Annotated in this window: 26 protein-coding genes, 1 pseudogene and 1 riboswitch; of the genes and pseudogenes, 22 read left to right on the top strand and 5 right to left on the bottom strand. The window is 73.6% G+C overall.

Features of this window, described 5'->3' with window-relative positions; genetic code table 11:
• Positions 1–34 precede the first annotated feature (34 nt).
• The 10 genes and pseudogenes from map (at position 35) to truA (ending at position 6753) form a co-directional block, all read left to right on the top strand.
• Positions 35–886, top strand: coding sequence for a type I methionyl aminopeptidase (gene map / locus ACQPZO_RS27015; RefSeq protein WP_433344728.1), 852 nt, complete (start codon positions 35–37; stop codon positions 884–886).
• 201 nt (positions 887–1087) lie between these two features.
• Positions 1088–1651 (top strand): annotated as a pseudogene (locus tag ACQPZO_RS27010) (DUF1707 SHOCT-like domain-containing protein); the annotation flags it as partial.
• Between the two features lie 354 nt (positions 1652–2005).
• On the top strand, positions 2006–2227 hold the full coding sequence (gene infA / locus ACQPZO_RS27005; protein ID WP_007073013.1) for a translation initiation factor IF-1: 222 nt from the start codon (positions 2006–2008) through the stop codon (positions 2225–2227).
• A 95-nt stretch (positions 2228–2322) separates the two neighbouring features.
• On the top strand, positions 2323–2436 hold the full coding sequence (gene rpmJ, locus ACQPZO_RS27000; protein WP_043965539.1) for a 50S ribosomal protein L36: 114 nt from the start codon (positions 2323–2325) through the stop codon (positions 2434–2436).
• Positions 2437–2694: 258 nt separating this feature from the next.
• Positions 2695–3075: a 30S ribosomal protein S13 gene (gene rpsM / locus ACQPZO_RS26995; protein ID WP_089012515.1), complete on the top strand. Its 381-nt coding sequence runs from the start codon at positions 2695–2697 to the stop codon at positions 3073–3075.
• An 18-nt stretch (positions 3076–3093) separates the two neighbouring features.
• Positions 3094–3501: a 30S ribosomal protein S11 gene (gene rpsK / locus ACQPZO_RS26990; RefSeq protein ID WP_161685873.1), complete on the top strand. Its 408-nt coding sequence runs from the start codon at positions 3094–3096 to the stop codon at positions 3499–3501.
• Positions 3502–3514: 13 nt separating this feature from the next.
• Entirely contained in the window at positions 3515–4141 is a 627-nt protein-coding gene (gene rpsD / locus ACQPZO_RS26985) for a 30S ribosomal protein S4 (RefSeq protein ID WP_350881949.1), read from the top strand.
• Positions 4142–4239: 98 nt separating this feature from the next.
• The gene (locus ACQPZO_RS26980) at positions 4240–5262 is read left to right on the top strand and encodes a DNA-directed RNA polymerase subunit alpha (RefSeq protein WP_161685869.1); all 1023 of its coding nucleotides are present in this window, start codon (positions 4240–4242) and stop codon (positions 5260–5262) included.
• Positions 5263–5296: 34 nt separating this feature from the next.
• A complete protein-coding gene (gene rplQ / locus ACQPZO_RS26975) occupies positions 5297–5854 on the top strand; it encodes a 50S ribosomal protein L17 (protein ID WP_387015046.1) in 558 nt (185 codons plus the stop codon).
• 68 nt (positions 5855–5922) lie between these two features.
• Complete coding sequence (truA, locus tag ACQPZO_RS26970) at positions 5923–6753, top strand: tRNA pseudouridine(38-40) synthase TruA (protein ID WP_433344727.1); 831 nt, start codon at positions 5923–5925, stop codon at positions 6751–6753.
• Between the two features lie 25 nt (positions 6754–6778).
• On the opposite strand, the gene ACQPZO_RS26965 is transcribed toward truA, so the two are convergent.
• Positions 6779–7822, bottom strand: a complete 1044-nt coding sequence (locus ACQPZO_RS26965) for a hypothetical protein (RefSeq protein ID WP_433344726.1) — start codon at positions 7820–7822, stop codon at positions 6779–6781.
• 121 nt (positions 7823–7943) lie between these two features.
• Here ACQPZO_RS26965 and ACQPZO_RS26960 point away from each other — a divergent pair, with 121 nt between their 5' ends.
• From ACQPZO_RS26960 to thiC, 10 genes are all read left to right on the top strand, one after another.
• Positions 7944–8549, top strand: a complete 606-nt coding sequence (locus ACQPZO_RS26960; RefSeq protein ID WP_433351284.1) for a class I SAM-dependent methyltransferase — start codon at positions 7944–7946, stop codon at positions 8547–8549.
• A gap of 41 nt (positions 8550–8590) precedes the next feature.
• Entirely contained in the window at positions 8591–10270 is a 1680-nt protein-coding gene (locus ACQPZO_RS26955; RefSeq protein WP_433344725.1) for an ABC-F family ATP-binding cassette domain-containing protein, read from the top strand.
• A gap of 58 nt (positions 10271–10328) precedes the next feature.
• Positions 10329–11291, top strand: coding sequence for an aldo/keto reductase (locus ACQPZO_RS26950; RefSeq protein ID WP_433344724.1), 963 nt, complete (start codon positions 10329–10331; stop codon positions 11289–11291).
• 71 nt (positions 11292–11362) lie between these two features.
• Positions 11363–11472: riboswitch (TPP riboswitch) on the top strand.
• Positions 11467–12093 (top strand): thiamine phosphate synthase, encoded by a 627-nt coding sequence (locus ACQPZO_RS26945; protein WP_433344723.1) that lies wholly within the window; start codon positions 11467–11469, stop codon positions 12091–12093. (Overlaps the previous riboswitch by 6 nt.)
• Positions 12087–13190, top strand: a complete 1104-nt coding sequence (thiO, locus tag ACQPZO_RS26940; protein ID WP_433344722.1) for a glycine oxidase ThiO — start codon at positions 12087–12089, stop codon at positions 13188–13190. The genes ACQPZO_RS26945 and thiO overlap by 7 nt, the downstream gene beginning before the upstream one ends.
• A 140-nt stretch (positions 13191–13330) precedes the next feature.
• Entirely contained in the window at positions 13331–13531 is a 201-nt protein-coding gene (gene thiS / locus ACQPZO_RS26935) for a sulfur carrier protein ThiS (RefSeq protein ID WP_433344721.1), read from the top strand.
• A gap of 5 nt (positions 13532–13536) precedes the next feature.
• A complete protein-coding gene (locus tag ACQPZO_RS26930) occupies positions 13537–14352 on the top strand; it encodes a thiazole synthase (protein ID WP_433344720.1) in 816 nt (271 codons plus the stop codon).
• Between the two features lie 89 nt (positions 14353–14441).
• Entirely contained in the window at positions 14442–15050 is a 609-nt protein-coding gene (locus tag ACQPZO_RS26925) for a thiamine phosphate synthase (RefSeq protein ID WP_433344719.1), read from the top strand.
• Between the two features lie 5 nt (positions 15051–15055).
• Positions 15056–15844 (top strand): bifunctional hydroxymethylpyrimidine kinase/phosphomethylpyrimidine kinase, encoded by a 789-nt coding sequence (gene thiD / locus ACQPZO_RS26920; protein WP_433344718.1) that lies wholly within the window; start codon positions 15056–15058, stop codon positions 15842–15844.
• A gap of 17 nt (positions 15845–15861) precedes the next feature.
• Positions 15862–17454: a phosphomethylpyrimidine synthase ThiC gene (thiC, locus tag ACQPZO_RS26915; protein ID WP_433344717.1), complete on the top strand. Its 1593-nt coding sequence runs from the start codon at positions 15862–15864 to the stop codon at positions 17452–17454.
• Positions 17455–17556: 102 nt separating this feature from the next.
• Here the strand turns inward: thiC and ACQPZO_RS26910 are convergent, their stop codons facing one another.
• From ACQPZO_RS26910 to ACQPZO_RS26900, 3 genes are all read right to left on the bottom strand, one after another.
• On the bottom strand, positions 17557–19950 hold the full coding sequence (locus ACQPZO_RS26910) for a hypothetical protein (protein WP_433344716.1): 2394 nt from the start codon (positions 19948–19950) through the stop codon (positions 17557–17559).
• Positions 19951–20185: 235 nt separating this feature from the next.
• On the bottom strand, positions 20186–21124 hold the full coding sequence (locus ACQPZO_RS26905) for an LLM class F420-dependent oxidoreductase (protein WP_433344715.1): 939 nt from the start codon (positions 21122–21124) through the stop codon (positions 20186–20188).
• 2 nt (positions 21125–21126) lie between these two features.
• Positions 21127–21963: an ABC transporter ATP-binding protein gene (locus ACQPZO_RS26900; protein WP_433344714.1), complete on the bottom strand. Its 837-nt coding sequence runs from the start codon at positions 21961–21963 to the stop codon at positions 21127–21129.
• A gap of 266 nt (positions 21964–22229) precedes the next feature.
• Between ACQPZO_RS26900 and ACQPZO_RS26895 the strand changes: the two genes are divergently transcribed.
• Positions 22230–23258, top strand: coding sequence for an ABC transporter substrate-binding protein (locus tag ACQPZO_RS26895; protein ID WP_433344713.1), 1029 nt, complete (start codon positions 22230–22232; stop codon positions 23256–23258).
• A gap of 104 nt (positions 23259–23362) precedes the next feature.
• Entirely contained in the window at positions 23363–24226 is an 864-nt protein-coding gene (locus tag ACQPZO_RS26890) for an ABC transporter permease (RefSeq protein ID WP_433344712.1), read from the top strand.
• Between the two features lie 87 nt (positions 24227–24313).
• Here ACQPZO_RS26890 and ACQPZO_RS26885 read toward each other — a convergent pair whose 3' ends face one another.
• Positions 24314–25495, bottom strand: a complete 1182-nt coding sequence (locus ACQPZO_RS26885; protein WP_433344711.1) for an ABC transporter substrate-binding protein — start codon at positions 25493–25495, stop codon at positions 24314–24316.
• Positions 25496–25606 lie beyond the last annotated feature (111 nt).

Here is a 25606-nt window from a genome sequence, read left to right as displayed (position 1 = left end):
CCCGCTGATCCGCGCGACGAAAGGTAACGGCTCCATGCGTCGTCCCCAGCTGGACATCCAGCTGAAGACCCCCGACCAGATCGAGATGATGCGCGCCGCCGGGCTGGTGGTCGCCGAGGCGCTGCGTCGGATGCGAGAGGCGGTCGCTCCCGGGGTCAGCACCGCCGACCTGGACGCGATCGCCGAGTCGACGATCCGGGAGGCCGGCGCGGTTCCCTCGTTCAAGGGCTACCACGGCTTCCCCGCCTCGATCTGCTCGTCGGTCAACGAGCAGGTGGTGCATGCCATCCCGTCGCCCGCCCAGGTGCTCCGGGACGGCGACGTGATCTCGATCGACTGCGGCGCGGTGCTGAACGGCTGGCACGGCGACGCGGCGATCACCGCCGGCGTGGGGGAGGTCGACCCGGCACTGCTGAAGATGGCCGCGGTGGCCGAGGACTCGATGTGGGCCGGGATCGCCGCTGCGGCGCGGGGGGCGGCCAGCGGCAAGGGCCGCCTGACCGACATCTCGCACGCGGTGGAGAGCGCGGTCCGCAAGGGCGGCCGGTACGGCATCGTCGACGGGTACGGCGGGCACGGCATCGGCACCGAGATGCACCAGGACCCGCACGTGCTCAACCACGGCCGGCCCGGCAAGGGCCCCCGGCTGGTGCCGGGTATGGCGCTGGCCATCGAGCCGATGATCACCAGGGGCTCGCCGCGCACGGCCGAACTGGCCGACGGCTGGACGGTCGTCACCCGGGACGGCTCGATGGCGGTGCACGTCGAGCACACGATGGCGCTGCTGCCCGACGGGGTGTGGGTGCTCACAGCGTTCGACGGGGGCCGGGGCCGCCTCGGCGATCTGGTCACCGCCCGCCAGCCTGCGGACTCACCGACCCGCTGAGCCCTCCGCCGCGTCCCGCTGGCGTCTGTGCGGGGGTGTCCGGGGCGCCCCGGACCGCTGCGGCTACCACCGCCCCGCCTGAGGCCCGCGCTGTGGCCTCCTGAGGTCCCGCGAGGTGCACGGACACCGGCACGCGGTGCCGGCCCGGCTCCAGCCGACGTGAGGAGCCGGTGGTGGCCGGACGGTGGCATGCTTGCTGGCATGGAGGGACGCGACGGGATGCGGGCCGCCGACGCGGACCGGCAGGTAGTGGCGGACCAACTGCGGATGGCCGTGGACGAGGGCCGGCTCGACCTGCACGAGTACGACGAGCGGTTGCAGCGGGCGTACGCCTCGCGCACGTACGGCGAACTGGACGCGCTGGTGACCGATCTGCCGGTGCCGGCGGCCCCGGCAGCGTCGGAACTCGCAACGGTGCCGGACGCGGTCCCGCCAGCGGTGGAACGCGCCCGGTCGTCGGCGACCGCCCGGTGGCTGGCCGAGGTCTGGCTTCCGTACCTGCGGGTGGTCGCGATCGTGGTGACCGTCTGGGCGGTGACCTCGCTCCTCGCCACCGACCTGCTCTACTTCTGGCCCGCCTGGGTGGCCGGGCCGTGGGGGGCGGTGCTCCTGGTGCGCACGGTCGCCGGTCTCACCTCCGGGGAGCCGCGGCGGTGGGCGGCGGAGCAGGAGCGGCGGCGTGAACACCGGCTCGCGAAGCGGGCGCGCAAGCGGGCGCGGAAGTTGGCTGCCGCCGCCGAGGAGCCCGAGCGGCGGGCGCTGCCGGCCGCCGAAGAGCGGGAACGCCCGGACCTGGTCCCGCCGGACGGGGAGGACCCTCGGGGGCCGATGGGGGAGCTGCCGGCCGACGAGCGGGAACGCCGGCGGGGCGAGGCCGATGCCGAGGTCTGAATGGCCTTGTCTGTCCGGTCCGACGCACCGATTCGCGCCCGGTTTGGCGGCGACCTGCAGGCGGGCGTAGACTTTCTGATCGGCGCACAGCGTCCACTCCGGCATGCCCATCCTGCGCTTCGGTGGGAGTCGGAGCCGCGGCTGGCGCGGGCCCCGAAACAGCGTTCCGGGGCTCGTGTAAGACGTTGTGGGCCGTCCGGAGCAACCGACGTCAGGACAGCGGAGGACATGCCGAAAAAAGACGGAGCCATCGAGATCGAGGGGCGCGTCATCGAGCCCCTGCCGAACGCAATGTTCCGGGTGGAGCTCGCGAACGGTCACAAGGTCCTGGCTCACATCAGCGGCAAGATGCGGCAGCACTACATCCGCATCCTGCCGGAGGACCGGGTCGTCGTCGAGCTCTCGCCGTACGACCTGACCCGCGGGCGCATCGTCTACCGCTACAAGTAAGCGACCTGACGGCGGCCGGGTAGTCCCCGTGTCCGTCTTCGACGTCCGGCGTCGCGCGTGTCGCGTCTCCGGGCCAGATGGGAAGTAAGGCAACCGTGAAGGTCAAGCCGAGCGTCAAGAGGATCTGCAACAAGTGCCGGGTGATCCGTCGGCACGGCCGGGTCATGGTCATCTGTAGCGACCCGCGCCACAAGCAGCGCCAGGGCTGAACCAGTCCGATCGACCGTGATCTACTGATCACGGCCAGTCGAACCGGCCCGGGCCGCAGGTCCAGCAAACACATCATCAGCTCGTCCCAGCCGCGAGCGGTACGCGTAGCGCGTACCCCTGCGTGGTTGACCCCCGGTCGGAGGCCGGGGCCCGTTCGGGCAGCGGTCGATCCTCCCGGCGCCACGGCGCCGGGCCGACCGGAGCGGGGTGGGGCGGGTGCAGACCTCCGCAGAACACCACAAGGAGTACGCCCGCACATGGCACGTCTAGCCGGCGTGGATCTCCCCCGCGAAAAGCGGATGGAGATCGCGCTCACCTACATCTTCGGCGTGGGTCGTACCCGCGCCCTGGAGACGCTCGCCGCCACCGGCATCTCGCCGGACAAGCGCGCTCGGGACCTCACGGACGAGGAGCTGGTCCAGCTCCGGAACCACATCGAGGGCAACTACAAGGTTGAAGGCGACCTGCGCCGCGAGGTCGCCGCTGACATCCGCCGCAAGGTCGAGATCGGCTGCTACGCCGGCATCCGGCACCGCCGGGGTCTGCCCGTGCGTGGCCAGCGGACCAAGACCAATGCGCGGACCCGCAAGGGCCCGAAGCGGACCGTCGCCGGCAAGAAGAAGCCCGGCAAGAAGTAACTAGGAGCGCACAGACTTATGCCACCGAAGGCTCGTGCCGGAGCCGCTGTCAAGAAGGTCCGGCGCAAGGAACGCAAGAACGTCGCCCACGGGCAGGCGCACATCAAGAGCACCTTCAACAACACCATCGTGTCCATCACGGACCCGACCGGTGCGGTCATCTCCTGGGCCTCCGCCGGCCAGGTCGGTTTCAAGGGCTCGCGCAAGTCGACCCCGTTCGCCGCGCAGCTGGCCGCCGAGGCCGCCGCGCGTCGGGCGATGGAGCACGGCATGCGCAAGGTCGACGTGTTCGTCAAGGGCCCCGGCTCCGGCCGGGAGACCGCGATCCGTTCGCTGCAGGCCGTCGGGCTGGAGGTCGGGCAGATCGCCGACGTCACCCCGCAGCCGCACAACGGATGCCGTCAGCCGAAGCGTCGCCGGGTCTGAGAGGTAGAGAGAGATGGCTCGTTACACCGGTGCTGACTGCCGCCGTTGCCGGCGGGAGAAGATGAAGCTGTTCCTCAAGGGCAGCAAGTGCGATGGCCCGAAGTGCCCGTTCGAGTCCCGGCCGTTCCCGCCCGGGCAGCACGGCCGCGGCCGCACCAAGGAGACGGAGTACCTGCTCCAGCTCCGCGAGAAGCAGAAGGCCCGCCGTGTCTACGGCGTGCTGGAGAAGCAGTTCCGCGGTTACTACGAGGAGGCCGTGGGCAAGCAGGCCAAGACCGGTGAGGTCCTCCTGCAGATCCTCGAGTCGCGGCTGGACAACGTCGTTTACCGGGCCGGCTTCGCGCACTCGCGTGACATGGCCCGTCAGCTGGTCAAGCACGGCCACTTCACGGTGAACGGCAAGAAGGTCGACATCCCGTCGTTCCGGGTGAAGGAGCACGACATCATCGAGGTTCGGGCCAAGAGCAAGGAGCTCACCCCGTTCATCGTGGCGCAGGCTCAGGCCGGCTCGAAGACGGTCCCGGCGTGGCTGGAGGCCATCCCGAGCCAGATGAAGGTTCTCGTGCACTCGCTCCCGGCCCGCCAGGTGATCGACACCCAGGTCCAGGAGCAGCTGATCGTCGAGCTCTACTCCAAGTAGTCGGGCTCGTTGCGGTGGTCCGCCCTGCGGGGCGGACCACCGGAACAGTTTGTGTCGCGGACGTCAAATAGCGGGCGTCCCGGAAGAGAAGAGAAGACATGCTCATCAGCCAGCGACCGTCTCTTTCCGAAGAGTCGATCAACGAGACCCGGTCCCGGTTCACCATCGAGCCGCTGGAGCCGGGCTTCGGCTACACCCTGGGCAACTCGCTGCGGCGTACGCTGCTGTCGTCCATCCCGGGTGCGGCGATCACCTCCATCAAGATCGACGGCGTGCTGCACGAGTTCACCACGATCCCCGGCGTCAAAGAGGACGTGGTCGAACTCGTCATGAACATCAAGGAGCTGTGCGTCAGCTCCGAGCACGACGAGCCGGTCAGCATGTACCTGCGTAAGCAGGGCCCGGGCGACGTGACGGCGGGCGACATCCAGCCCCCGGCCGGCGTCTCGGTGCACAACCCGGACCTGAAGCTCGCCACCCTCAACGGCAAGGGCCGGCTCGACATGGAGCTGACCGTCGAGCGGGGTCGCGGCTACGTGACCGCGGCGCAGAACAAGCAGTCCGGCGCCGAGATCGGCCGCATCCCGGTCGACTCGATCTACTCGCCGGTGCTGAAGGTGACGTACCGCGTCGAGGCGACCCGGGTCGAGCAGCGGACCGACTTCGACCGGCTGATCATCGACGTCGAGACCAAGCCGTCGATGGGCCCGCGTACTGCGCTGGCCTCCGCCGGTTCGACGCTGGTGGAGCTCTTCGGGCTGGCCCGGGAGCTGGACGAGACCGCCGAGGGCATCGACATCGGGCCGTCCCCGCAGGACGCGCAGCTGGCGGCGGATCTGGCCCTGCCGATCGAGGAGCTGGACCTCACCGTCCGCTCCTACAACTGCCTCAAGCGCGAGGGCATCAACTCCGTCGGTGAGCTCATCGGGCGCACCGAGGCCGATCTCCTCGACATCCGCAACTTCGGCCAGAAGTCGATCGACGAGGTCAAGATGAAGCTGGCCGGGATGGGTCTGGGGCTGAAGGACTCGGCCCCGAACTTCGACCCGGCGAACGTCGTGGACGCCTTCGGTGAGGCCGACTACGACACCGACGACTACCGCGAGACCGAGCAGCTCTAGTCCCCGCTGCCGCCACACCTGAGGAGCACCAAGCATGCCCACGCCCACCAAGGGCCCCCGCCTCGGCGGCAGCCCCGCGCACGAGCGCCTGATGCTGGCCAACCTGGCCACCGCGCTGTTCCAGCACGGCAAGATCAAGACCACCGAGACGAAGGCCCGGCGGCTGCGTCCGCTGGCCGAGCAGCTCATCACCAAGGCCAAGCGGGGCGACCTCGCCGCGCGGCGGCGGGTGCTGGGCGTCGTCAAGGACAAGGACGTGGTCTACTCCCTGTTCGACCAGATCGCGCCCCGGTACGCCAACCGCAACGGTGGCTACACCCGGATCGTGAAGACTGGCCCGCGCAAGGGTGACAACGCTCCGATGGCGGTCATCGAGCTGGTCGAGGAGCTTCAGGTCGCCGAGCCCAAGGCGAACAAGAAGACCGCCGCTCGCAAGGCCGCACAGCAGGACAAGGTCGAGGCGCTCGCCCCCGCGGAGGAGACCCCGCAGGCGAAGTCCGGCGACCAGGACGCCGAGGCGCCGGTGTCGGCGTCCGGCGACACCGACGCCGCCCGCGAGGACAGCGACGAGGCCACCGAGAACAAGGCCTGATCAACGGCACCTTCGGGCCCGGCACCCCCACGGGGATGCCGGGCCCGACCCATGAGGAGGTACACGAGGTGGACGAGCGGACCCGGCTGCGGCTGGACGTCTCGTACGACGGCACGGACTTCTCCGGCTGGGCGGCCCAGCCGACCCGGCGGACGGTGGCCGGCGTACTCGTGCAGACCCTGGACCTGGTCCTCGGGGCGGGCGTGGCGACCGGGCTGACCGTGGCCGGGCGGACGGACGCCGGGGTGCACGCCGCCGGCCAGGTGTGCCACCTCGATCTGCCCGCCGCCGCGTGGCGCGAGTGGGAGGGCTCGTTGCTGCGCCGGCTGGCCCGGCTGCTCCCCACCGACGTGCGGGTGCGGGCGATGACCGAGGTGCCGGCCGACTTCGACGCCCGGTTCTCGGCGACCTTCCGCCGCTACGAGTACCGGGTGACCGACGCGCCGTTCGGGGCCGAGCCGCTGCGTCGGCACGAGGTGCTGGCCTGGCCGCGGTCGCTCGACCCTGGCCTGCTCAACGCCGCAGCGGCGGGCCTGGTGGGGGAGCACGACTTCGCCGCGTACTGCCGGCGCAAGGAGAACGCCACCACGCTGCGGGAGGTGACCCGGCTGGACTGGCGGCGCGACCCGGACGGCATCCTGGTCGCCACCGTCCAGGCCGACGCGTTCTGCCAGGCGATGGTCCGCAGCCTGGTCGGGGCGATGCTGGTCGCCGGGGACGGCCGGCGCCCGGTGGACTGGCCGGGCGGCCTGCTGACCCGGCGGGACCGGTCCAGCGAGGTGACGGTGGCCCCGGCGCACGGGTTGACCCTGGTCGCCGTCGGCTACCCCGACGACCCGGCCGAGTACGCCCGCCGCTCCGACCTCACCCGCCGGCTTCGCGTCCCCTCGCAGGCCTGAGGGCCGCGGGTTCCCGGGCGGCCGGTCAGTTGGTTCCGCCGGGGGCGGCTGTGGCCTGGCCGGTCGAGCCGCCGGTCGCGCGGCGCTCCAGCACCTTCTTGTCCAGGTGCAGCTCGATCAGGTCGTACAGGACCTCGCGGACCTTCGGGTCGCCGGCCTTCACGGGCTTGCCGTCGGCCCGGACCACCAGGCAGTACGCGAGGTAGTGGCCGCGTACCTGCCAGCCGACCCGGGAGGGCGCCTCGGTGAGCGCCTCGGTGTCGTCGCCGGCCGGCATGCCGCGGAACCGGCCCTCCCGCCCGTCGAGCAGCTCCCGCAGGCGGTCCCGGACGCGCTGGGCGGTGGCCAGGTCGGTCAGGTTGAACAGCCCTGCGGTGAGCAGGTACTCCTCGTCGGGGGAGCGCAGGGTGGCCCGGATCACCTGGTTGCAGCCGAGCCGGACGAGCAGGTCGGCCACCTCGTCGGTGGCGGCGGTCGGGCAGTTGGCGCTCGACTGGGTCTTGAGCACCGCGTACGGCTCCTCGCCGTCGCCGATGGTCAGCTTCCGGCCGGCGAAGACCTCTTTGGCGGTCAGCGGCGCCGGGTCGGTGTCCCGGGAGTCGATGTCCTGCCGTTCGGTGTGTGACGGCGACGGGGCGGCGGCCGGCAGGCTCGGGGTGACCTTCGGTTGCGAGATCCCGTCGGGCAACAGGGCGGCGCCGGCCAGTCCGCAGAGGGCGAGGAGCACCAGGACCGCCGCGCCGCCGACCAACACCTGCCAGAGTCGGCCGCCGTTTCGGCCGGGTTCCGGGGCCCGCCGGTTCCGGGGCAGGTTCAGCGGCTGGGTGGTGGCGGGAGCCGGGGTGGCCGGCGGGGGGAACGGGGGTGCGCCGCGGGGCGGGACCGGGGCCGGCGGGGCGGGCGGCGCGACCCGGGCGGTCCGGGCGGTCCGGGGCAGAGACGGCGTCGGGAAGCGGGACGGGGAAGGGCCGGCATGGGCGGGGCCGGCGTCGCCGATCGTCGACAGTTCCGAGCCGGGCCGAGGGCGTCCCTCGAATGCGTCCTCATCGGATTCGTACCGGTACACCATGCCGCCCAGAGTAGGGCTTATTGTCCCTTTAGGTGGTAATAACGGGATATCGCGATGCCGGGTCGTCGCCACCGCCCACCGCGCCACCGGCGGTCCACCCGGCGGTGCGAGAATGCCGCACGTGACCGGCGACCACTACTTCAGCGCTGAACCCGGAACCGACGCCCGTCCCCGGGAGGTCGAGTTCACCGCCGTCGGGCGCGAATACACCCTGACGTCGGCCGGTGGGGTCTTCTCCGCCGCCCGCCTCGACCCGGGCACGGCGGTGCTGCTCCGCAAGGCGGACCTGCCGTCGCCTGCCGTCGCCGGCCCGCTGCTCGACCTCGGCTGCGGCTTCGGCCCGATCACCTGCGTGCTGGCCGACAGCGCTCCGGCGGCCACCGTCTGGGCGGTCGACGTCAACGAACGGGCCCGGGCGCTCACCACCGCCAACGCCGAGCGGGTCGGCGCCGCGGACCGGGTCCGGGTCGTCGCCCCGGACGACGTGCCGACCGAGTTGGCCTTCGCCCAGATCTGGTCCAACCCGCCCATCCGGATCGGCAAGGAGGGTCTGCACGAGCTGCTGCTGCGCTGGCTGCCCCGGCTCGCCCCGGACGGCGTGGCCTGGCTGGTGGTCGCCCGTCACCTCGGCGGCGACTCCTTGCACCGCTGGCTGGTCGACCAGGGCTGGCAGGTGGGGCGGCACGCCAGCCAGAAGGGCTTCCGGGTGCTGCGGGTCACCCGGTAATCGAGTGTCGCCCGGCCCACCCGCTCGGGCAGGATGCCGACGTGGGATATGTGGACGTGGCGATGGTCGGGCACATCCTGCCCGACGGCCGGGAACTCTTCACCGACGTGTCGTTCCGGGTCGGTGAGGGGGCCAAGGTCGCCCTCGTCGGGCCGAACGGGGCCGGCAAGACGACGTTGCTGCGGATGGTCGCCGGCGACCTGCCGGTGCGGTCCGGTGCTGTCTCCCGCTCCGGGGGCCTCGGCGTGATGCGCCAGTTCATCGGCATGATCGGCGACGACTCCACCCTCGCCGACCTGGCTCTGTCGCTCGCCCCGCCGGGGCTGCGCGACGCCGGCCGCCGGCTCGCCGAGACCGAGGCGGCCATGCGGGCGGCCGAGGCCCGCGGCAAGTTCAGCACCGCCGCGGGCAGGGTCCAGCTCGCGTACGCGGACGCGCTCGCCGCCTGGGGCGAGACCGGCGGGTACGACGCCGAGGTGCTGTTCGACACCGTCGCCATCATCGTGCTCGACCTGCCCTGGGACACCGCCCGGGACCGTCCGGTGCGGACCCTCTCCGGCGGCCAGCAGAAACGCTTCGCCCTCGAACTGCTGCTGCGCGGCCCCGACGAGGTGCTGCTGCTCGACGAGCCCGACAACTTCCTCGACGTGCCCGGCAAGCGGTGGCTGGAGGACCGGCTCCGTGAGTCGTCGAAGTCGGTGCTCTACGTCTCGCACGACCGGGAGTTGCTGGCCCGCACCGCCGACCGGGTGGTCGCCGTGGAGGGCGGCAGCGCCTGGGTGCACCCGGGCGGCTTCGCGAGCTGGCACGAGGCCAGGGTGGCCCGCCACGCCCGCCTCGACGAGCTGCGCCGCCGCTGGGACGAGGAGCACCAGAAGCTGCGCGAGCTGATGCTGATGTACAAGCAGAAGGCGGCGTACAACGACGGGCTGGCCTCGCGGTACCAGGCCGCGCAGACCCGGCTGCGCAAGTTCGAGGAGGCCGGGCCGCCGCCCGTGCCCCCGAAGGACCAGGACATCCGGATGAAGCTGACCGGCGGGCGGACCGGCAAGCGCGCGGTGGTCGCCGAGCAGCTTGAGCTGGACGGCCTGACCTACCCCTTCGACCTGGAGATCTGGTACGGCGACCGGGTCGCGGTCCTCGGCGCGAACGGCACCGGCAAGTCGCACTTCCTGCGGCTGCTGGCGCGGGGCGGCACCGACCCGGAGCCGGCCAACGGGCCGGTCGACGGGGCCGCCGCGCTCGCCCCGGTGGCGCACGACGGGACGGTCCGGCTCGGCGCCCGGGTCCGCCCCGGCCACTTCTCGCAGACCCACGACCGTCCCGAGCTGGTGGACCGCCCGCTCGTCGACATCCTCTGGCGCGGCGACGAGCACCGGGCCGGGATGGACCGGCACGCGGCGATGGCGGCGCTGAGCCGGTACGAGCTGGCCGGGCAGGGCGACCAACGGTTCGGCACCCTCTCCGGCGGCCAGCAGGCCCGCTTCCTGGTGCTGCTGCTGGAACTGTCCGGGGCGACGCTGCTGCTGCTCGACGAGCCCACCGACAACCTGGACCTGGCCAGCGCGGAGGCGCTGGAGGCGGGCCTGACCGCGTTCGCCGGGACGGTGGTCGCGGTGACCCACGACCGGTGGTTCACCCGGTCCTTCGACAGGTTCGTGCTGTTCCGTAGCGACGGCGAGGTGGTACAGACGTCGGAGCCGGTCTGGGACGTCGGGTGATCGGCGACGAGCTGGTCGACCGGCGTCCGTCCGGTGACCGCGTCGGGGCAGGCATAGGGTGGATCTCGTGACTGAGATGACCTATCGACGGCTGGGCGACTCCGGGCTCGTGGTGTCCGTGGTCGGCGTCGGCTGCAACAACTTCGGCCGTAAGCTCGACCTCGACGGCACCCGGGCGGTGGTCGATGCCGCCCTCGACGCCGGCATCAACCTCTTCGACACCGCCGACATCTACGGCGATGAGCCGGGCGGCTCCGAGGAGCTGCTCGGCCAAGTGCTCAAGGGCCGCCGGGACGACGTGGTGGTGGCCACCAAGTTCGGCATGGACATGCAGGGGCGCAACGGCCCGGACCACGGCGCCCGGGGCGCCCGGCGGTACATCGCCCGGGCGGTGGAGGCGTCGCTGCGCCGGCTCGACACCGACCATATCGACCTGTACCAGATGCACGAGCCGGACCCGGGCACCCCGATCGACGAGACCCTCGCCGCCCTGGACGACCTGGTCCGAGCCGGCAAGGTGCGCTACCTCGGCAACTCCAACTTCGCCGGCTGGCAGATCGCCGACGCCGACTGGGTCGCCTCCTCCAGCGGACGGGCCCGGTTCATCAGCGCGCAGAACCACTACTCGCTGCTGGAGCGGGGCGTCGAAGCTGAGGTCATCGGAGCCTGCGAGCGGTTCGGCCTGGGCATGCTGCCGTTCTTCCCGCTGGCCAACGGGCTGCTCACCGGCAAGTACAAGCGCGGCGAGGCGGCACCCGCCGGCAGCCGGCTCTCCGGGGGCGGCCGGTACGCCGAGCGCCTGGCCGGCGCGCGGTGGGACGTCATCGAGGCGCTGGAGGCGTACGCCGCCGAGCGGGGGCTGTCCCTGCTCCAGGTGGCCATCGGCGGGCTGGCCGCCCGGCCGGCGGTGACCTCGGTGATCGCCGGCGCCACCACGCCCGAGCAGGTGCGGGCCAACGCGGAGGCCGGCGTCTGGCAGCCCACCGACGCAGACCTCGACGCGCTCGACGCCATCCTCTGAGCCGGGCGGCCGTGGTCCAGCCCACTGGCCCACCCCCTTGGCGGAGCAGCCCATCCGTCGTACGGTGACACGCAATAACCCACGGGAGCCCGGTGTACCGGGCTGAGAGGGGGGCTCAGAGCCCCCGACCGTCGAACCTGATCCGGGTAATGCCGGCGCAGGGAGGAGAATTGCCGTGCCGTCCCTCGGGCGACTGCATCTGATCACCGACACCCGGCCGGGCCGGGACCCGCTCGCCGTGCTGCACGCCGCCCTCGCGGTGGCCCGCGCCGAGCTGGTCGTCCAGGTCCGTGTCACCGACGACGCCACCGACCGCGTGGCGTACGACCTGGCCCGGCGGGTGGTCGCGGCGTGCGTGCCGTACGGGGCGACGTGCCTGGTCAACGACCGGCTGCACGTGGCGCTCGCGGTCGGCGCGGCCGGTGGGCACGTCGGCGCGGACGATCTGCCCGTGGCGGCGGCCCGCCGGGTCCTCGGCCCGGCCGCGACGCTCGGCGCGACCGCCCGGTCCCCGGGCGCCGCCGCCGACGCGGTGGCCGCCGGGGCCAGCTACCTGGGCGTCGGCCCGTGCCACGCCACCGACACCAAGACCGGCCTGCCGGACCCGATCGGCCCCGCCGGGGTGCGTGCGGTCGCCGCCGCCGTGGCCGTGCCGGTGATCGCCATCGGCGGGGTGACCGCCGCGACGGTCCCGGCGTTGCGCGCCGCCGGGGCGTACGGGGTGGCGGTGGTCGGGGCGCTCTCCGCCGCCGCCGACCCGGGCCGGGCCACCGCCGAGCTGCTCGGGGCGCTGACGTGCTGACGGCCACCAGGCAGGGGCCCGTCGACGTGGCGGTGGTGGGTGCCGGGCCGGTCGGGCTGGCGGTCGCCTGGCGGTGCGCGGCGCGCGGGCTGCGGGTCGTGGTGCACGACCCGGCCCCCGGGTCGGGCGCGTCGTACGTCGCGGCCGGGATGCTGTCGCCGGTCGCCGAGGCGTACTTCGGCGAGCACGAGCTGACCGGGCTGCTCGCCGCCTCCGCCGCCCGCTGGCCCGGGTTCGCCGCCGAGCTGGCCGAGGCCGCCGGGACCGGGTTCGGGTACCGCACCGAGGGCACCCTCGTCGTCGGGTTGACCAGCGACGACCTGGCCGAGGCGCGGCGGTTGTGGTCGTACCAGCGGGGGCTGGGGTTGCCGATCACCCCACTGCGGCCCTCGGAGCTGCGCGACCGCGAGCCGGCGCTCGCCCCGCGGGTGCGAGGCGGCGCGGTCGCCCCCGGCGATCACCAGGTCGACCCCCGGCGGCTGGTCGTCGCGTTGCGGGTCGCGGCCGAGCGGGCCGGCGCGACCCTGGTGGCCGGCCCGGTGCGGGAGCTGTCCGAGCTGGACGCCCGGGTGACCGTCGTCGCCGCCGGCTGCGGCGCCGCCGCCCTCACCGGGCTGCCGGTCCGGCCGGTGAAGGGGCAGATCCTGCGGCTCCGCGCGCCCGGCGGCGGCCCGCCGGGCTTCCGGCACGTGATCCGGGGGTACGCCGACGGCGAGTCCGTCTACCTGGTGCCCCGGGACGGCGGCGAGGTGGTGGTCGGCGCGACCGTCGAGGAGCGCGCCGACACCCGGGTCACCGCCGGGGCGGCGCTGCGGCTGCTGCGCGCCGCCGTCGACCTGGTTCCCGAACTGGCCGAGTACGACCTGGCGGAGGCGTGCGCCGGGCTGCGCCCCGGCACCCCGGACAACGCGCCGATCATCGGGCCGCTGCCCGACCGGCCCGGGGTGCTCGCCGCCACCGGGCACCACCGGCACGGCATCGTGCTCACCCCGGTCACCGCCGACCTCGTCGCCGAGCTGGTCGTCACCGGGGAGGCGGACCCGCTGCTCGCCCCCTTCACCCCCGAGCGGTTCGCCGGCCACCGCCGGCACGGCTGACCACGTCCCGACGCGACTGACCACGTCCGGCACGACCGATCACGTCCCGACGTGACTAACCGCGTCCCGACGCGTCCGACGCCACTGACCACGTCCGGCACGACCGATCCGCTGCCGGGTCTTCGAGGAGGAGCACGCACATGGAACTGACGGTGAACGGCACCGGGCGGACGCTGCCCCCCGGTGCGACCGTGGCGGACCTGATCGGGCTGGTCACCGAGCAGCGCGGCGGCCTCGCCGTCGCCGTCAACGGCGAGGTGGTGCCGCGCGCCGGCTGGCCGGCGACCGCGCTGCGCGACGGCGACCGGGTCGAGGTGCTCAGCGCCGCCCAGGGCGGGTGAGCGGGATGCCCGTCGCACCGGCGTACCCCGACCGGGCCGCCCCCGAGCCGGCGCCCCTCGCCCTGGGCGGCGAGACGTTCGGGTCGCGGCTGATCCTCGGCACCGGCGGCGCAGCCAGCCTGCACGCGTTGGAGCAGGCGATCCGGGCCTCCGGCACCGAGCTGGTCACCCTCGCCCTGCGCCGCGTCGACACCGCCCCCGGCACCGCCGGCGGGCTGCTCGACCTGCTGGAGCGGTGCGGGGTGAAGCTGCTGCCGAACACGGCCGGCTGCCACACGGCCGGCGAGGCGGTCAAGGTCGCCCACCTGGCCCGCGAGGCGTTCGGCACCGACTGGGTGAAGCTGGAGGTGATCGGCGACGAGCGCACCCTGCTGCCCGACGGGGTGGAACTGCTGCGCGCCGCCGAGGAGTTGGTGTCCGACGGGTTCACCGTGCTGCCGTACACGTCGGACGACCCGATCCTGGCCCGGCGGCTGGCCGACGTCGGCTGCGCCGCGGTGATGCCGGCCGGCGCACCGATCGGCTCCGGCCTGGGCATCAACAACCCGCACCACATCCGGCTGATCCGGCAGGGCGTCGACGTGCCGGTGATCCTCGACGCCGGGATCGGCACCGCCTCCGACGCGGCGCTGGCCATGGAGTTGGGCTGCGACGCGGTGCTGCTGGCCAGCGCCGTCACCCGGGCCGCCGACCCGGTGGCGATGGCCACCGCCATGCGGTACGCGGTCCGCGCCGGCCGCCTCGCCGCCGGTGCGGGCCGCATCCCCCGCCGCTTCCACGCCCTGGCCTCCACCCCCGACGAGGGAAGGCCGGACCTGTGACCCGCACCGGTACCGCCGATCCTGGTCGCAGGCGGCCAACGGCGGGTCCACCTTCCACCAGAACCGCCCGGGTCCCGGCGGGCGTTGTCGTGCTCACCGATCGGTGGCAGGCGCGGCGGGGGCTGGTCGACGTCGTGGGCGCTGCCGTGGCCGGGGGAGTGCGGTGGGTGGTGCTGCGGGAGAAGGACCTGCCCCGCGCCGAGCGGGCCGCCCTCGCCGCCGACCTGCGCCCGATCCTCGCCGGTGCGGGCGGCACCCTGGTCGTCGCCGGCCCCGACCCCCTCGGTGGGGACGCCGCCCACCTGCCGGCCGCCGGCCCGTACCCGCCGCCGCGCCTCGGCCTCGTCGGCCGCTCCTGCCACGACGCGGCCGAGCTGGCGAGACTGACCACCGAGGACTACGCCACCGTCTCGCCCGTGTATCCGAGCAGGTCGAAGCCGGGGTACGGCCCACCGCTGCGCCCCGCCCGGCTCGGCGGGCTGATCCGGCTCAGCCCCGTGCCGGTCCTCGCCCTCGGCGGCATCGAGACCCCGGGCCAGGTCCGCGCCTGCGTCGAGGCGGGCGCCGTCGGGGTGGCGGTCCTCGGCGCGATCATGCGGGCCGACGACCCCGGCGAGGCAGCCGCCGCGCTGGCCATTCCCTTCGAGACGCCGCAAACCCGGCACGACCACGCGGCGACCGCCGGAAGGCGCGGGTGACCGGCGTGACGCCGACGACCGTGCTGACCATCGCCGGCTCCGACTCCGGTGGGGGTGCCGGCATCCAGGCCGACCTCAAGGTCTTCGCGGCCCTCGGCGCGTACGGCACCAGCGTGCTCACCGCCGTCACCGCGCAGAACACCCGGGGCGTGGACGCCGTCCTGCCGCTGCCGCCGCGCACCGTCACCGAGCAGCTCGACAGCGTGCTCGGCGACTTCCGCGTCCGGGCGGTGAAGACCGGGATGCTCGGCACCCAGGCCGTCGCCGACGCGGTCGCCGGGGCGGCGCGGGCGGGTCGGCTGCCGCACCTCGTCGTCGACCCGGTGCTGGTCGCCACCAGCGGGCACCGGCTCGGCGTGGTCGGGGCGGTCGAGCGGCTGCTGCCGTACGCGGAGGTGGCGACGCCGAACTGCGCGGAGGCCGCAGCCCTCACCGGACGCCCGGTGACCACGGTCGAGGAGATGGTCGCCGCCGCCCGGGCGCTCGTCGCCGGCGGCCCGGCGTACGTGGTGGTCACCGGGGGCGATGCGGACGCCGGCGGCGACGCGGTCGACGTGCTGCACGGGGGCGGGGCGACCGTCCTGCTGCGCGCGCCCCGGGTGCCGACCCGGCACAGCCACGGCACCGGCTGCTCGTTCTCGGCGGCGATCGCCGTCCGGCTGGCGCTGGGCGATCCGGTGCCGGTGGCCGTCGCGGCCGCCAAGAAGTACGTCACCCGCGCGCTGACCGGCGCGCGGGACTGGGAACTGGGCGCGGGACGCGGCCCGCTGGACCACTTCGGCTGGTCCGGATGACCACCAGGGAGGCTGTCATGCAGGCACGACGCAAGGTCTACGTCGAGGGGGCCCGGCCGGACATCCGGGTGCCGTTCGCCGAGGTCGAGCTGACCGGCGACAACCCGCCGGTCCGGCTCTACGACACCTCCGGTCCCGGCTCGGACCCGGAGGTGGGGCTGCCTCCGCTGCGCGGGCCGTGGATCGCCGAGCGGGGGGATGTCGCGCCGGTCCGGGGCGCCGGAACCCCGCTGGCGGGCGCGGACGGGAAGCGGCCGACGCAGCTCGCGTACGCCCGGGCCGGCCTCGTCACCCCGGAGATGGAGTTCGTGGCGATCCGGGAGAACGTGGCCCCGGAACTGGTGCGGGACGAGATCGCGGCCGGCCGGGCGGTGCTGCCGCTCAACGTCAACCACCCGGAGTGCGAGCCGACGATCATCGGCAGGGCGTTCCTGGTGAAGGTGAACGCCAACATCGGCACCTCGGCGGTGACCTCCTCGGTCGCCGAGGAGGTGGAGAAGCTGACCTGGGCCACCCGCTGGGGCGCGGACACCGTGATGGACCTGTCCACCGGCAGCCGGATCCACGAGACCCGCGAGGCGATCGTGCGCAACTCGCCGGTGCCGATCGGGACGGTGCCGATCTACCAGGCCCTGGAGAAGGTCGGTGGGGACCCGGTCAAGCTGAGCTGGGAGGTCTTCCGGGAGACGGTGGTCGAGCAGGCCGAGCAGGGCGTGGACTACATGACCGTGCACGCCGGGGTGCTGCTGCCGTACGTGCCGCTGGCCGTGGACCGGGTGACCGGGATCGTCTCCCGGGGCGGCTCGATCATGGCCGCCTGGTGCCTGGCGCACCACGAGGAGAACTTCCTGTACACCAACTTCGCCGAGCTGTGCGCGCTGCTGGCCAGGTACGACGTGACGTTCTCGCTCGGCGACGGGCTGCGGCCGGGGTCCATCGCGGACGCCAACGACGAGGCCCAGTTCGCCGAGCTACGCACCCTCGGCGAGCTGACGAGGGTGGCCTGGGAGTACGACGTCCAGGTGATGATCGAGGGCCCAGGGCACGTGCCGATGCACAAGATCAAGGAGAACGTGGACCTCCAGCAGGAGTGGTGCCACGAAGCTCCGTTCTACACCCTCGGTCCGCTGACCACGGACATTGCGCCCGCGTACGACCACATCACCTCGGCGATCGGCGCGGCGATGATCGGCATGTACGGCACCGCCATGCTCTGCTACGTGACCCCGAAGGAACACCTTGGGCTGCCGGACCGGGACGACGTGAAGGCGGGCGTGATCGCGTACAAGATCGCGGCGCACGCGGCGGACCTGGCCAAGGGGCATCCCGGGGCGCAGGCCTGGGACGACGCGCTGTCGAAGGCGCGGTTCGAGTTCCGCTGGTCCGATCAGTTCAACCTCTCGCTGGACCCGGAGACCGCGCGGTCGTACCACGACGCGACGCTGCCGGCCGCGCCGGCGAAGACCGCCCACTTCTGCTCGATGTGCGGCCCGAAGTTCTGCTCGATGAAGATCACCCAGGAATTGAAGGAGTACGCGGCGCGCGGCATGAGGGACAAGTCCGAGCAGTTCGTCTCCTCCGGCGGCCGGGTCTACCTGCCGCTGGCCTGATCCGTCCCGCCCCGGCAGACGTCGGGGCGGGGCGGACGGGCGACGCGGCGGGGCCGGTGGGCGAGACCCCGCCGCGCCGGAGGTCCGTCGTCGATCTCGCCGTCAGTCCCGGTGGTGGCGGCCGGAGGAACGCAGCGACCGCTGGCCGGTGCTCTCCGGCCCGCCGTCCTGGTCCGGCACGGGGCGGGCCAGGCCGGTGACCCAGTCGACGTACTCCTCGTCCTGCGCCGGCAGCGGCTGCTGTTCCCGGCGGTCGTCCCGCTCGGCCGTGGGTGCCGCGTCCTCGGCGGTCCGGGCCCGGTTGCGCCGGAACAGGGCGCGCCGGAGGCGGGACCGGCTGGTGGCCGGGTCCTCGGGTACCGCACCGGCCGCCACCGGGCTCGCGCTGCCCGGCCCAACGTCGACCGACCCGGCGTGGACCGACCCGGCGTGGACCGACCCAACGTCGACCGACCCAACGTGGACCGACCCGGACTCGTCCGGTCCCGGGTCCGTCCGGACGCCGTCGACCGGTCCGGGGTGGGCGGTCTGTCCGGGGCCGGTCCGGTCGCCGCCGTCGGCCCGGCCCAGTTCGCTCGGTCCGGGCTCGGCCGGCCGGGGGTCCGGGGGCTGCTGCCCGGCCGCGCCACGGCTGTCGGTCGCCGTGGGGCCGGTCCGCCGGACGGCGTTGCCGAACGCGTCCCAGCTCGTCACCCGGCCCAGATCGGGAAGGGCCCGCCGAGGCCGGGGACGCGGGTCGGGGTCGACGGGGTCCGGCCGGCTGTCCGGCGCGGCCGGGGGCGACGGGTCGCGCGGGCCGTCGTCGCCCGCCCGGGTCGGCTCCGGCGGAGCGGGCTGCACCACGTCGTCGAACGTGGGTGCCTCGAAGAACGTGGGCTCGGCTCGCCGCCGGACCGGGGTGGCCGCCGGCGTGGCGGTGACGCCCGTGTCGGGGCGGCTCGCGTCCGCAGCGTCGGCGGCGCTCCGATCCGTCACGGCGGCCGGTTCGGTGTCGGTCGGGCCGGGGATGTCGGCCGGTGGGGGCGTCCCGGCGGCCGGCACCTGCAGCCCGGCGCCGGCCCTCGGTCTGCGGACCCGCTTCGGCCGGGGCGTCTCGGCGGCCGGCACCCCGGCGTCCTCGTCGGCGGGGCGGGACGCGTCGGCGGCGGGAGACGCGTCGGCGGGGAGAGCGCCGGCGATGGGGGAGGCGTCGGTGGGGCGGGGGACGTCGACGGGGCGGGAGGCTTCGGCGGCGGGGGGCGTGGCGTCGGCAGCGCGGGAGGCTTCGGCGGGGGCGTGTGGGTCGGCGGGGCGGGACGGGACACCCTGCGCGGCAGGCGTCGCGCGGGCGGCCTCGGCGGCCGTCGGCCACTCCCAGTGCGCCGGGGTGCTCCCGGCCGGCGTGCCCGTCGCGGCACGGTCCCGGGTGCCGCCGGAGCGGTCTTCCGGCAGCGGATCGCCGACGGTCGCGGGGACCCGACGGGCCGAGGCCGTGTCCGAGGCGGGCGGGCCGACGGGGTCGGCGCCGTCCGCGTCGCCGGTCATCGGCACGGCCGGGCCGATCGGCAGCGGCCGGAGGATGTCCGTGGGCTCGATCGCCGGGTCGCCGACGGCCTCGCCGGGCGTCGCGGGCCGGTCGCCTCGCTGGTCGGCGGGGCGGCCGGAGGTGACGAGCGGCCAGCGGGCCAGGGTCGCGGCGGCGGAGCCGAGCGCGCCAGTGGCGACCGCGATCAGGGCGCCGTGGTAGGGGGCGAGCTGGTACCGGTCGACGGAGTTGCCCGGGCCGGCGGCCAGGTAGGCGAAGGCGACCAGCACGGGGCCCGCCGCGCCGGACGCGCCGCCGATCAGCGGCGGGTGGCCCCGCCAGCGGGCTAGCGCGCCCGAGGCCGCGCCGGCGAGCAGGGCCACCAGCGGCAGCAGCAACATGGCCAGCCGCTGTGCCGCGGCGGCGTCGAGCCAGCCCGGCTCGAACACCCCCAGCCGCACGGTCGGCAGCGGACCGGTGCCGACCAGGGCCGGCAGGGACGAGAACAGGGCGACCAGCCACACCGCGCCGGCCATCATCGCCAGGTTCCAGCCCAGCGGCGGGCGGAGCAGCACGGCGAACGCCGCCCCGGCGCCGGCCACCGCGCCGAGGACGGCGCAGATGCCGACCGCCCAGACCGGGTCGACGCCGCTCAGTTCGGTGGCGCGGGCCGGCTGCATGCACAGCAGGGCGACGACGGTCGCGCCCAGTGCCGCCGCGCCGGCCACCCCGAGTTGCCCCGTCGTGGTGGCCATGAGGGGTTCGGCACGGGCGATACGCTCGACCACCACGGCCCCGACCACGGCGGCGACCGTCGCGAACCAGCTCACCCAGACCAGCTGGGCAGGCCACCGGTTGACGGTGGCGTCGGTGAAGTCGCCGACGAGCCGGACGATGCCGAACCCGTACGCGACGCCGAGCTGACCGGCCCCGGCCAGCACGCTCACCCCGAGCGCGGTGAGCAGCAGCTTGCCCCACGTCCGAAAGGCCATGTCGGGCACGTTACGGCCCGGTGCCCCCGATCGCCACCTTGGCGCAGCGCGGCGCGGCGACGCGCCCGACCTGCGACTACTTCAGCTCGGCCGGCCGGGCCAGGTACGTCGTGTCTCCGACAGCGGTGAGTCGGGTGGACGGGCCCAGGGGCCGTGGTGGACCACCTCACCGGCCGGCCCGTCGGCGCCGGGCGTCGGGCCACCCGGCTCGGTCCCGTCGATCACGCCGGTGCGCCTAGAGCTGCGGGAGCACCTCGGCGGCGATGAGCTCCAGGTGGTCCAGGTCGGCCAGGTCGATCAGTCGCAGGTGCACCCGGGTGGCCCCGACCGCGGCGAACTCGCCGATCCGGTCGACGAGTTGGGCGGGGGAGCCGATCACCGGGTCCTCCGGCGGCAGGGCGCTCATGCGGTGCAGCGGCGCGGCCCGCTCCCGTACCTCGGCGTCGGTGCCCCCGATGGCCACGACGATCCCGGCGGAGAGCACCAGCGGCGCCCGCCCCGAGTCCGTACGGCCGTGGCGGTCGCACGCCTCGACCACCCTGTCGTACGAGGCAGCCGTCTCGGCGACGCTCTTGAACGGCATGTTGAACTCGTCGGCGTACCGGGCGGCCAGCTCCGGGGTGCGCTGGGGGCCGCGCCCGCCGACGATCACCGGCGGGCCGGGCTGCTGCACAGGCTTGGGCAGGGCGGGCGCGTCGACCAGCCGGTAGTGGTCGCCGAGGAAGCTGTAGGCCTCGCCGACCGGGGTGCGCCACAGGCCGGTGATCACTTCGAGCTGCTCGGCGAGCCGGTCGAAACGCTCCCCGACGGCGGGGAACGGGATGCCGTACGAGGTGTGCTCCCGCTCGTACCAGCCGGCGCCGATGCCCAGTTCCACCCGGCCGCCGCTCATCTGGTCGACCTGGGCGACCATCACCGCGAGCGGCCCGGGCAGCCGGAAGGTGGCCGAGGTGACCAGGGTGCCGAGCCGGATCCGGGAGGTCTCCCGGGCCAGCGCGGCGAGGGTGAGCCAGGCGTCGGTGGGGCCGGGTAGCCCGGGGTCGGCACCCATGGCCTGGTAGTGGTCGGCCCGCAGGAAGCCCTCGAAGCCGCCTGCCTCGAGCGTCCGGGTGAAGCGGAGTTGGTCGTCGTAGCTGGCGCCCCGGTGCGGCTCGGTGAAGACGGCCACCCGCACGGTCAGCGTGCCTCCGCGCCGGCCCGTACCGGGGGCTGCCGGTGGGCGCCGGGGCCGAGCGGCGCCGGGGCGGGCCCGGCCGGTGCGTCACGTTCCATCAGCAGTTCGTGCAGCTCGGCGCTGACCCGGGCCACGTCGGCCAGGTGGGCGTTGCGGCCGAGGGTGCGGGGACGCGGGATGTCCACCTCGACGACCGAGCGGATCCGGCCGGGGCGGGGGCTCAGCACGACCACCCGGTCGGCGAGCAGCACCGCCTCGTCGATCGAGTGGGTGACGAAGACGATGGTGGCTCCGCTGGTCATGTGCACCCGCTGGAGCTCGCCGGAGAGCTCCTCGCGGGTGAGCGCGTCGAGGGCGGAGAACGGCTCGTCCATCAGCATCACCCGGGGGTCGCCGATGAGCGACCGGCACAGCGACACCCGCTGCTGCATGCCGCCGGACAGCTCGTGCGGCAGCCGCTTCTCGAACCCGGCCAGCCCGGCGAGTTCGAGCAGCTCCCGGGCGCGGTCGCGGTGTCTGGCCCGCTTCCAGCCGAAGATCTCCACCGGCAGCAGGACGTTGTCCAGCACCGAGCGCCACGGCAGCAGGGCGGGCCGCTGGAACAGCATCGCGATGTCCCGGCGGGGACGGGTGATCGGCGTGCCGGCGACGGTGATCTGCCCGGCGGTGACCGGCAGCAGACCGGCGATCATGCGCAGCAGGGTGGACTTGCCGCAGCCCGAGCGGCCGAGCACGGCGACGAACTCGCCCTCGGTCACGTCGAGGTCGATGCCCCGCAGCGCCTCGACCCGACCGGAGCGGCCGTCGAAGGTGCGGGACACCCCGGACAGTCGAATCATCGCGGGTGTCCTCCCTGAGTAAGCGGTCAGGAGCGCAGCTAGGGTAGCCCGCCGCGGCGCAGCCCGGGGGGTCTGGGTTGGACATCAGTTCGTTTCCGTTCCGCAACCGACACTCCTTGCTACACCGGCAGGTCCCTTGCGTAGTCTGTGCCGGCGAGAAGTCCCCTCACGACGGTGGCGTCGGCTCCCCCCTCTGTCGACGCCGTCCCTCTCGACAACCCCTCCGGAGGCGCATCGCCCCTGGTCGGAAAGGACATGGTGCACAGATGAAAAGGCTGACCCGCACGGTCGCCGCGGCCGCACTGGCCACCGCACTCACCCTGGTGTCCGCGTGCAGCAGTGACGCGGACTCGTCCGGCGCCAAGGGCGGCGACGGCAAGGCGCTGGAAAAGGTGACGTACCTCACTTCTTTCGGCAACTTCGGCCGGGACTCCTACGCCTGGGTGGCGAAGGAGAAGGGCTTCTTCAAGGAGGCCGGCTTCGACGTCGAGATCAAGCCCGGTCAGGGCACCGGTACCGTGATCCAGACGATCGTCGGCGGCCAGGCCGACTTCGGCCCCATCGACCTCACCGGTGGTCTGCTCCAGCTCGGTAGCGGCCAGGCCAAGGACTTCGTCGCCGTGGCCGCCATCCAGCAGCGCACGATGGCGGGCATCGCGACCGTCGAGGGCACCGGCATCGCCTCTCCGAAGGACCTGGAGGGCAAGAAGCTCGCCGACACCCCCGGCTCCGTGGTCCGCAACCTCTTCCCGACGTACGCCCGGCTGGCCGGCGTGGACGCCAGCAAGGTGACCTGGGTGAACGGCCAGGCGCAGGACCTGATGGGCACGCTCGCCGGCGGCAAGGTCGACGGCATCGGCCAGTTCGTCGTCGGTCAGCCGACCATCGAGGCGGTGACCAAGAAGAAGGCCGTCATGCTGCCGTACAGCAACGTGATGCAGGACCTCTACGGCAACGTGCTGATCACCTCCAGCAGGATCGCCAAGGAGAAGCCGGACATGGTCAAGCGATTCTCCGCCGCCCTGATCAAGGGCCTGGAGTACGCGCTGACCAACCCGCAGGAGGCGGGCGACATCCTGAAGAAGAACGTCGACGCCGGCAACCCCGCGGCCGCCGCCGCGGAGCTCCGGCTCATGGCCGGGTACGTCCGGTCCAGCAACTCGGGCACCCAGATCGGCACGCTGGACAGCGGCCGGGTCGCCAAGAGCATCGCGATTCTCCAGGGCGCGGGCCAGCTCAAGCAGAACATCACCCCCGACCAGATCATCGACTTCGACCTCGCGCCGAAGGCCTGACCCGTCAGACCGTCCTCGGGGGTACGCCCCGCCGGCCTCCGGCGGGGCGTACCCCCGTTCCATCCCATCCCCCGGCCACCGCGCCGGTAGGAGAGGAGGAGAATATGACCGACCTCCGGTCACCGGAGTCGGCGGTCGCGCACCGGCCCGCCCCCGCCCGCACACCCACACCCGGTCGCTCCGGCCTCAACGCCGGGGTGCGGTTCGGACGACTCAGCGGGGCGCTGCTGCCCGCCTCGGGCCTGCTGATCGCATTCGCGGTGTGGTGGCTTGCCGCCCGGCTGGAGCTGGTACACCCCGCCGCCCTGCCCACCCCCGGCTCGGTGCTGTCGGCGTTCACCGACAAGCCGGCCAGGATGCTCGAACACACCGGCCGCACCCTGCTGGAGATCCTGATCGGTTTCGCGCTCTCCGCCGCGGCCGGGATCCTGCTGGGGCTCTCGCTGGCCTCCTCGCGGACGGTGGAGCGGATGTTCACCCCGTTGCTCGTCGCGGTCAACGCGGTCCCGAAGATCACCCTCGGGCCGCTGCTGGTGGTGGCGCTCGGCTGGGGTCAGAAGCCGATCCTGACCATGGTCTTCCTGCTGTGCTTCTTCCCGATCGTGCTGTCCACGGCGACCGGCCTGACCACCACCCCGGCGGACCTCGCCGAGCTGGTCCGTTCCTGGAACGCGTCCTGGTGGCAGGCGTTCCGCAAGGTGCGCTTCCCGGCCGCGCTGCCGCAGATCTTCGTCGGCCTGAAGGTGGCCATGCCGCTGGCCGCGATCGGCGCGGTGATCGGCGAGTTCCAGGCCGGCGAGAGTGGGCTCGGATACGTCGTCACCCAGTATGCCGGCATCGGCGACACCGCCACCGCGTGGGCGGCCATCATGCTGGTGGCGCTGGTCAGCATCGTGCTCTACTCGGCGCTGGTCTTCCTGGAGCGACTGGCCCTGCCGTGGGTTCGGGAGACCACCTCGACCAGGTGAGCCCGGCCGGCCGCCCGGGCGCCGCCGTGACCGGGCGCCGCCGTGACCGGCGCGGGCCCGACGACGCCGGTCACGGCGGGCCGTTCGTCAGCTGGCGAGCCGCCAGCGGCCACCCCGGGCGACCAGGGTGGTGAGGGCCTGCGGCATCAGCCCGGAGTGGTTGTCCGGGGTCATTCGGATCGGGCCCGACAGGCCGTCCATCTGGGACGTCTCGAGCACGTCGCGCAGCCCGTCCCGGCCGGCCTTGCCGGGCTCGCCGCCGGCCCGCAGTTCGGCGTCGGCGATGAGCTGCACGGCGTCCGCGGCGAACGAGGAGAAACCGTTGTAGCCGCCGAACCGCGCCGTGTAGTTCTGGAACCACTGGCGGCGGGCCGCCTTGGCGGGGGTGGTGGCGATGACGTCGTCGATCACCATGGTCTGGGTGAAGATCAGGGTTGCCTCCTCGGTCGACCCGGCCGACGCGCCCAGGAAGAGATCCCCGGCCGCCACCGCGTCGAAGAAGAGCGAGCCCTTGAACTTGGCCTCCTGAGCGGCGTCGGCGGCGAGCAACGCCTGCCCCGGCGGGGTCCAGACGACCAGCGCCTCCGGCTTGCGCTCGGTCAGCGTGCGGACCGGCTGCTTGACGTCGGTTTCGGTGGCCTTGATCCCCTGCTCGCGGACCAGCCGGATGCCGGCCTTGATGAACTCGCTGCGCAGGGCGGCGAGCCCCTCCTGGCCATAGCTGTCCTCGCTGTTGAGCACCGCGGCCTTCTTGATGCCGCGTCGGTGCAGCTCATTGGTGAGGGCGGCGGCGCTGTCCACCGCGTTCGGGGCCAGCTTGAACACATACCGGCGGTCGGCCACCGGGCTGGCGACGGCGCTGGCCGGGGCGAGCGCGACGGTCGGGAGCCTCTTCTCGTTGATCGTGCGGACGGCGCCGACGGCGCACTCGTTGCAGCCGCCCATGATGAGCGCGCTGACCTGAGAATCGTTGCTGAAGTCCTCCACGTTGCGTAGCGACTCGCTCGCGTCGGAGCGGTTGTCCTTCACCTTGAGTTCGATCTTCCGGGCGCCCAGGGCGCCCGAGGCGTTCAGCTGGTCTCTCTTCAGTTCCAGAGCGCGCTGGTACGCCTTGCCGACAGGGGCCGCCGAGCCGGACAGCTCCAGGTCCACGGCGATCACGATGGGGCTCGTGTCCTGTTCCGCCGTGCCGAACTGGCAGCCGGTGAGCGTGGTGGCCAGGACGGCCGAGGCGAGCGCCGTGATGGTCACGGAGCGGATGGTGATCAACTCAGTCCTCCAGGTGCGGCGCGGGCGGCTGCCCGGTCACCGCCGCTTGTTCCGTCCTCAGTGGAGAAACGGGATTGGTCTGCCGTACGGTGTGCGCGAAGCCTGCAAAAC

The sequence above is a fragment of the Micromonospora sp. CA-111912 genome, from assembly GCF_050948415.1.
Lineage (GTDB): Bacteria > Actinomycetota > Actinomycetes > Mycobacteriales > Micromonosporaceae > Micromonospora.
This window is presented reverse-complemented; position numbering and strand designations above follow the sequence as displayed.

Bases quoted from the DNA above. Each gene is read 5' to 3' on its own strand.
- map (WP_433344728.1), top strand. From the start codon at position 35: ATGCGTCGTCCCCAGCTGGACATCCAGCTGAAGACCCCCGACCAGATC.
- infA (WP_007073013.1), top strand. From the start codon at position 2,006: ATGCCGAAAAAAGACGGAGCCATCGAGATCGAGGGGCGCGTCATCGAG.
- rpsM (WP_089012515.1), top strand. From the start codon at position 2,695: ATGGCACGTCTAGCCGGCGTGGATCTCCCCCGCGAAAAGCGGATGGAG.
- rpsK (WP_161685873.1), top strand. From the start codon at position 3,094: ATGCCACCGAAGGCTCGTGCCGGAGCCGCTGTCAAGAAGGTCCGGCGC.
- rpsD (WP_350881949.1), top strand. From the start codon at position 3,515: ATGGCTCGTTACACCGGTGCTGACTGCCGCCGTTGCCGGCGGGAGAAG.
- ACQPZO_RS26980 (WP_161685869.1), top strand. From the start codon at position 4,240: ATGCTCATCAGCCAGCGACCGTCTCTTTCCGAAGAGTCGATCAACGAG.
- rplQ (WP_387015046.1), top strand. From the start codon at position 5,297: ATGCCCACGCCCACCAAGGGCCCCCGCCTCGGCGGCAGCCCCGCGCAC.
- ACQPZO_RS26965 (WP_433344726.1), bottom strand. From the start codon at position 7,822: ATGGTGTACCGGTACGAATCCGATGAGGACGCATTCGAGGGACGCCCT.
- thiS (WP_433344721.1), top strand. From the start codon at position 13,331: ATGGAACTGACGGTGAACGGCACCGGGCGGACGCTGCCCCCCGGTGCG.
- ACQPZO_RS26930 (WP_433344720.1), top strand. From the start codon at position 13,537: ATGCCCGTCGCACCGGCGTACCCCGACCGGGCCGCCCCCGAGCCGGCG.
- thiC (WP_433344717.1), top strand. From the start codon at position 15,862: ATGCAGGCACGACGCAAGGTCTACGTCGAGGGGGCCCGGCCGGACATC.
- ACQPZO_RS26910 (WP_433344716.1), bottom strand. From the start codon at position 19,950: ATGGCCTTTCGGACGTGGGGCAAGCTGCTGCTCACCGCGCTCGGGGTG.
- ACQPZO_RS26900 (WP_433344714.1), bottom strand. From the start codon at position 21,963: ATGATTCGACTGTCCGGGGTGTCCCGCACCTTCGACGGCCGCTCCGGT.
- ACQPZO_RS26895 (WP_433344713.1), top strand. From the start codon at position 22,230: ATGAAAAGGCTGACCCGCACGGTCGCCGCGGCCGCACTGGCCACCGCA.
- ACQPZO_RS26890 (WP_433344712.1), top strand. From the start codon at position 23,363: ATGACCGACCTCCGGTCACCGGAGTCGGCGGTCGCGCACCGGCCCGCC.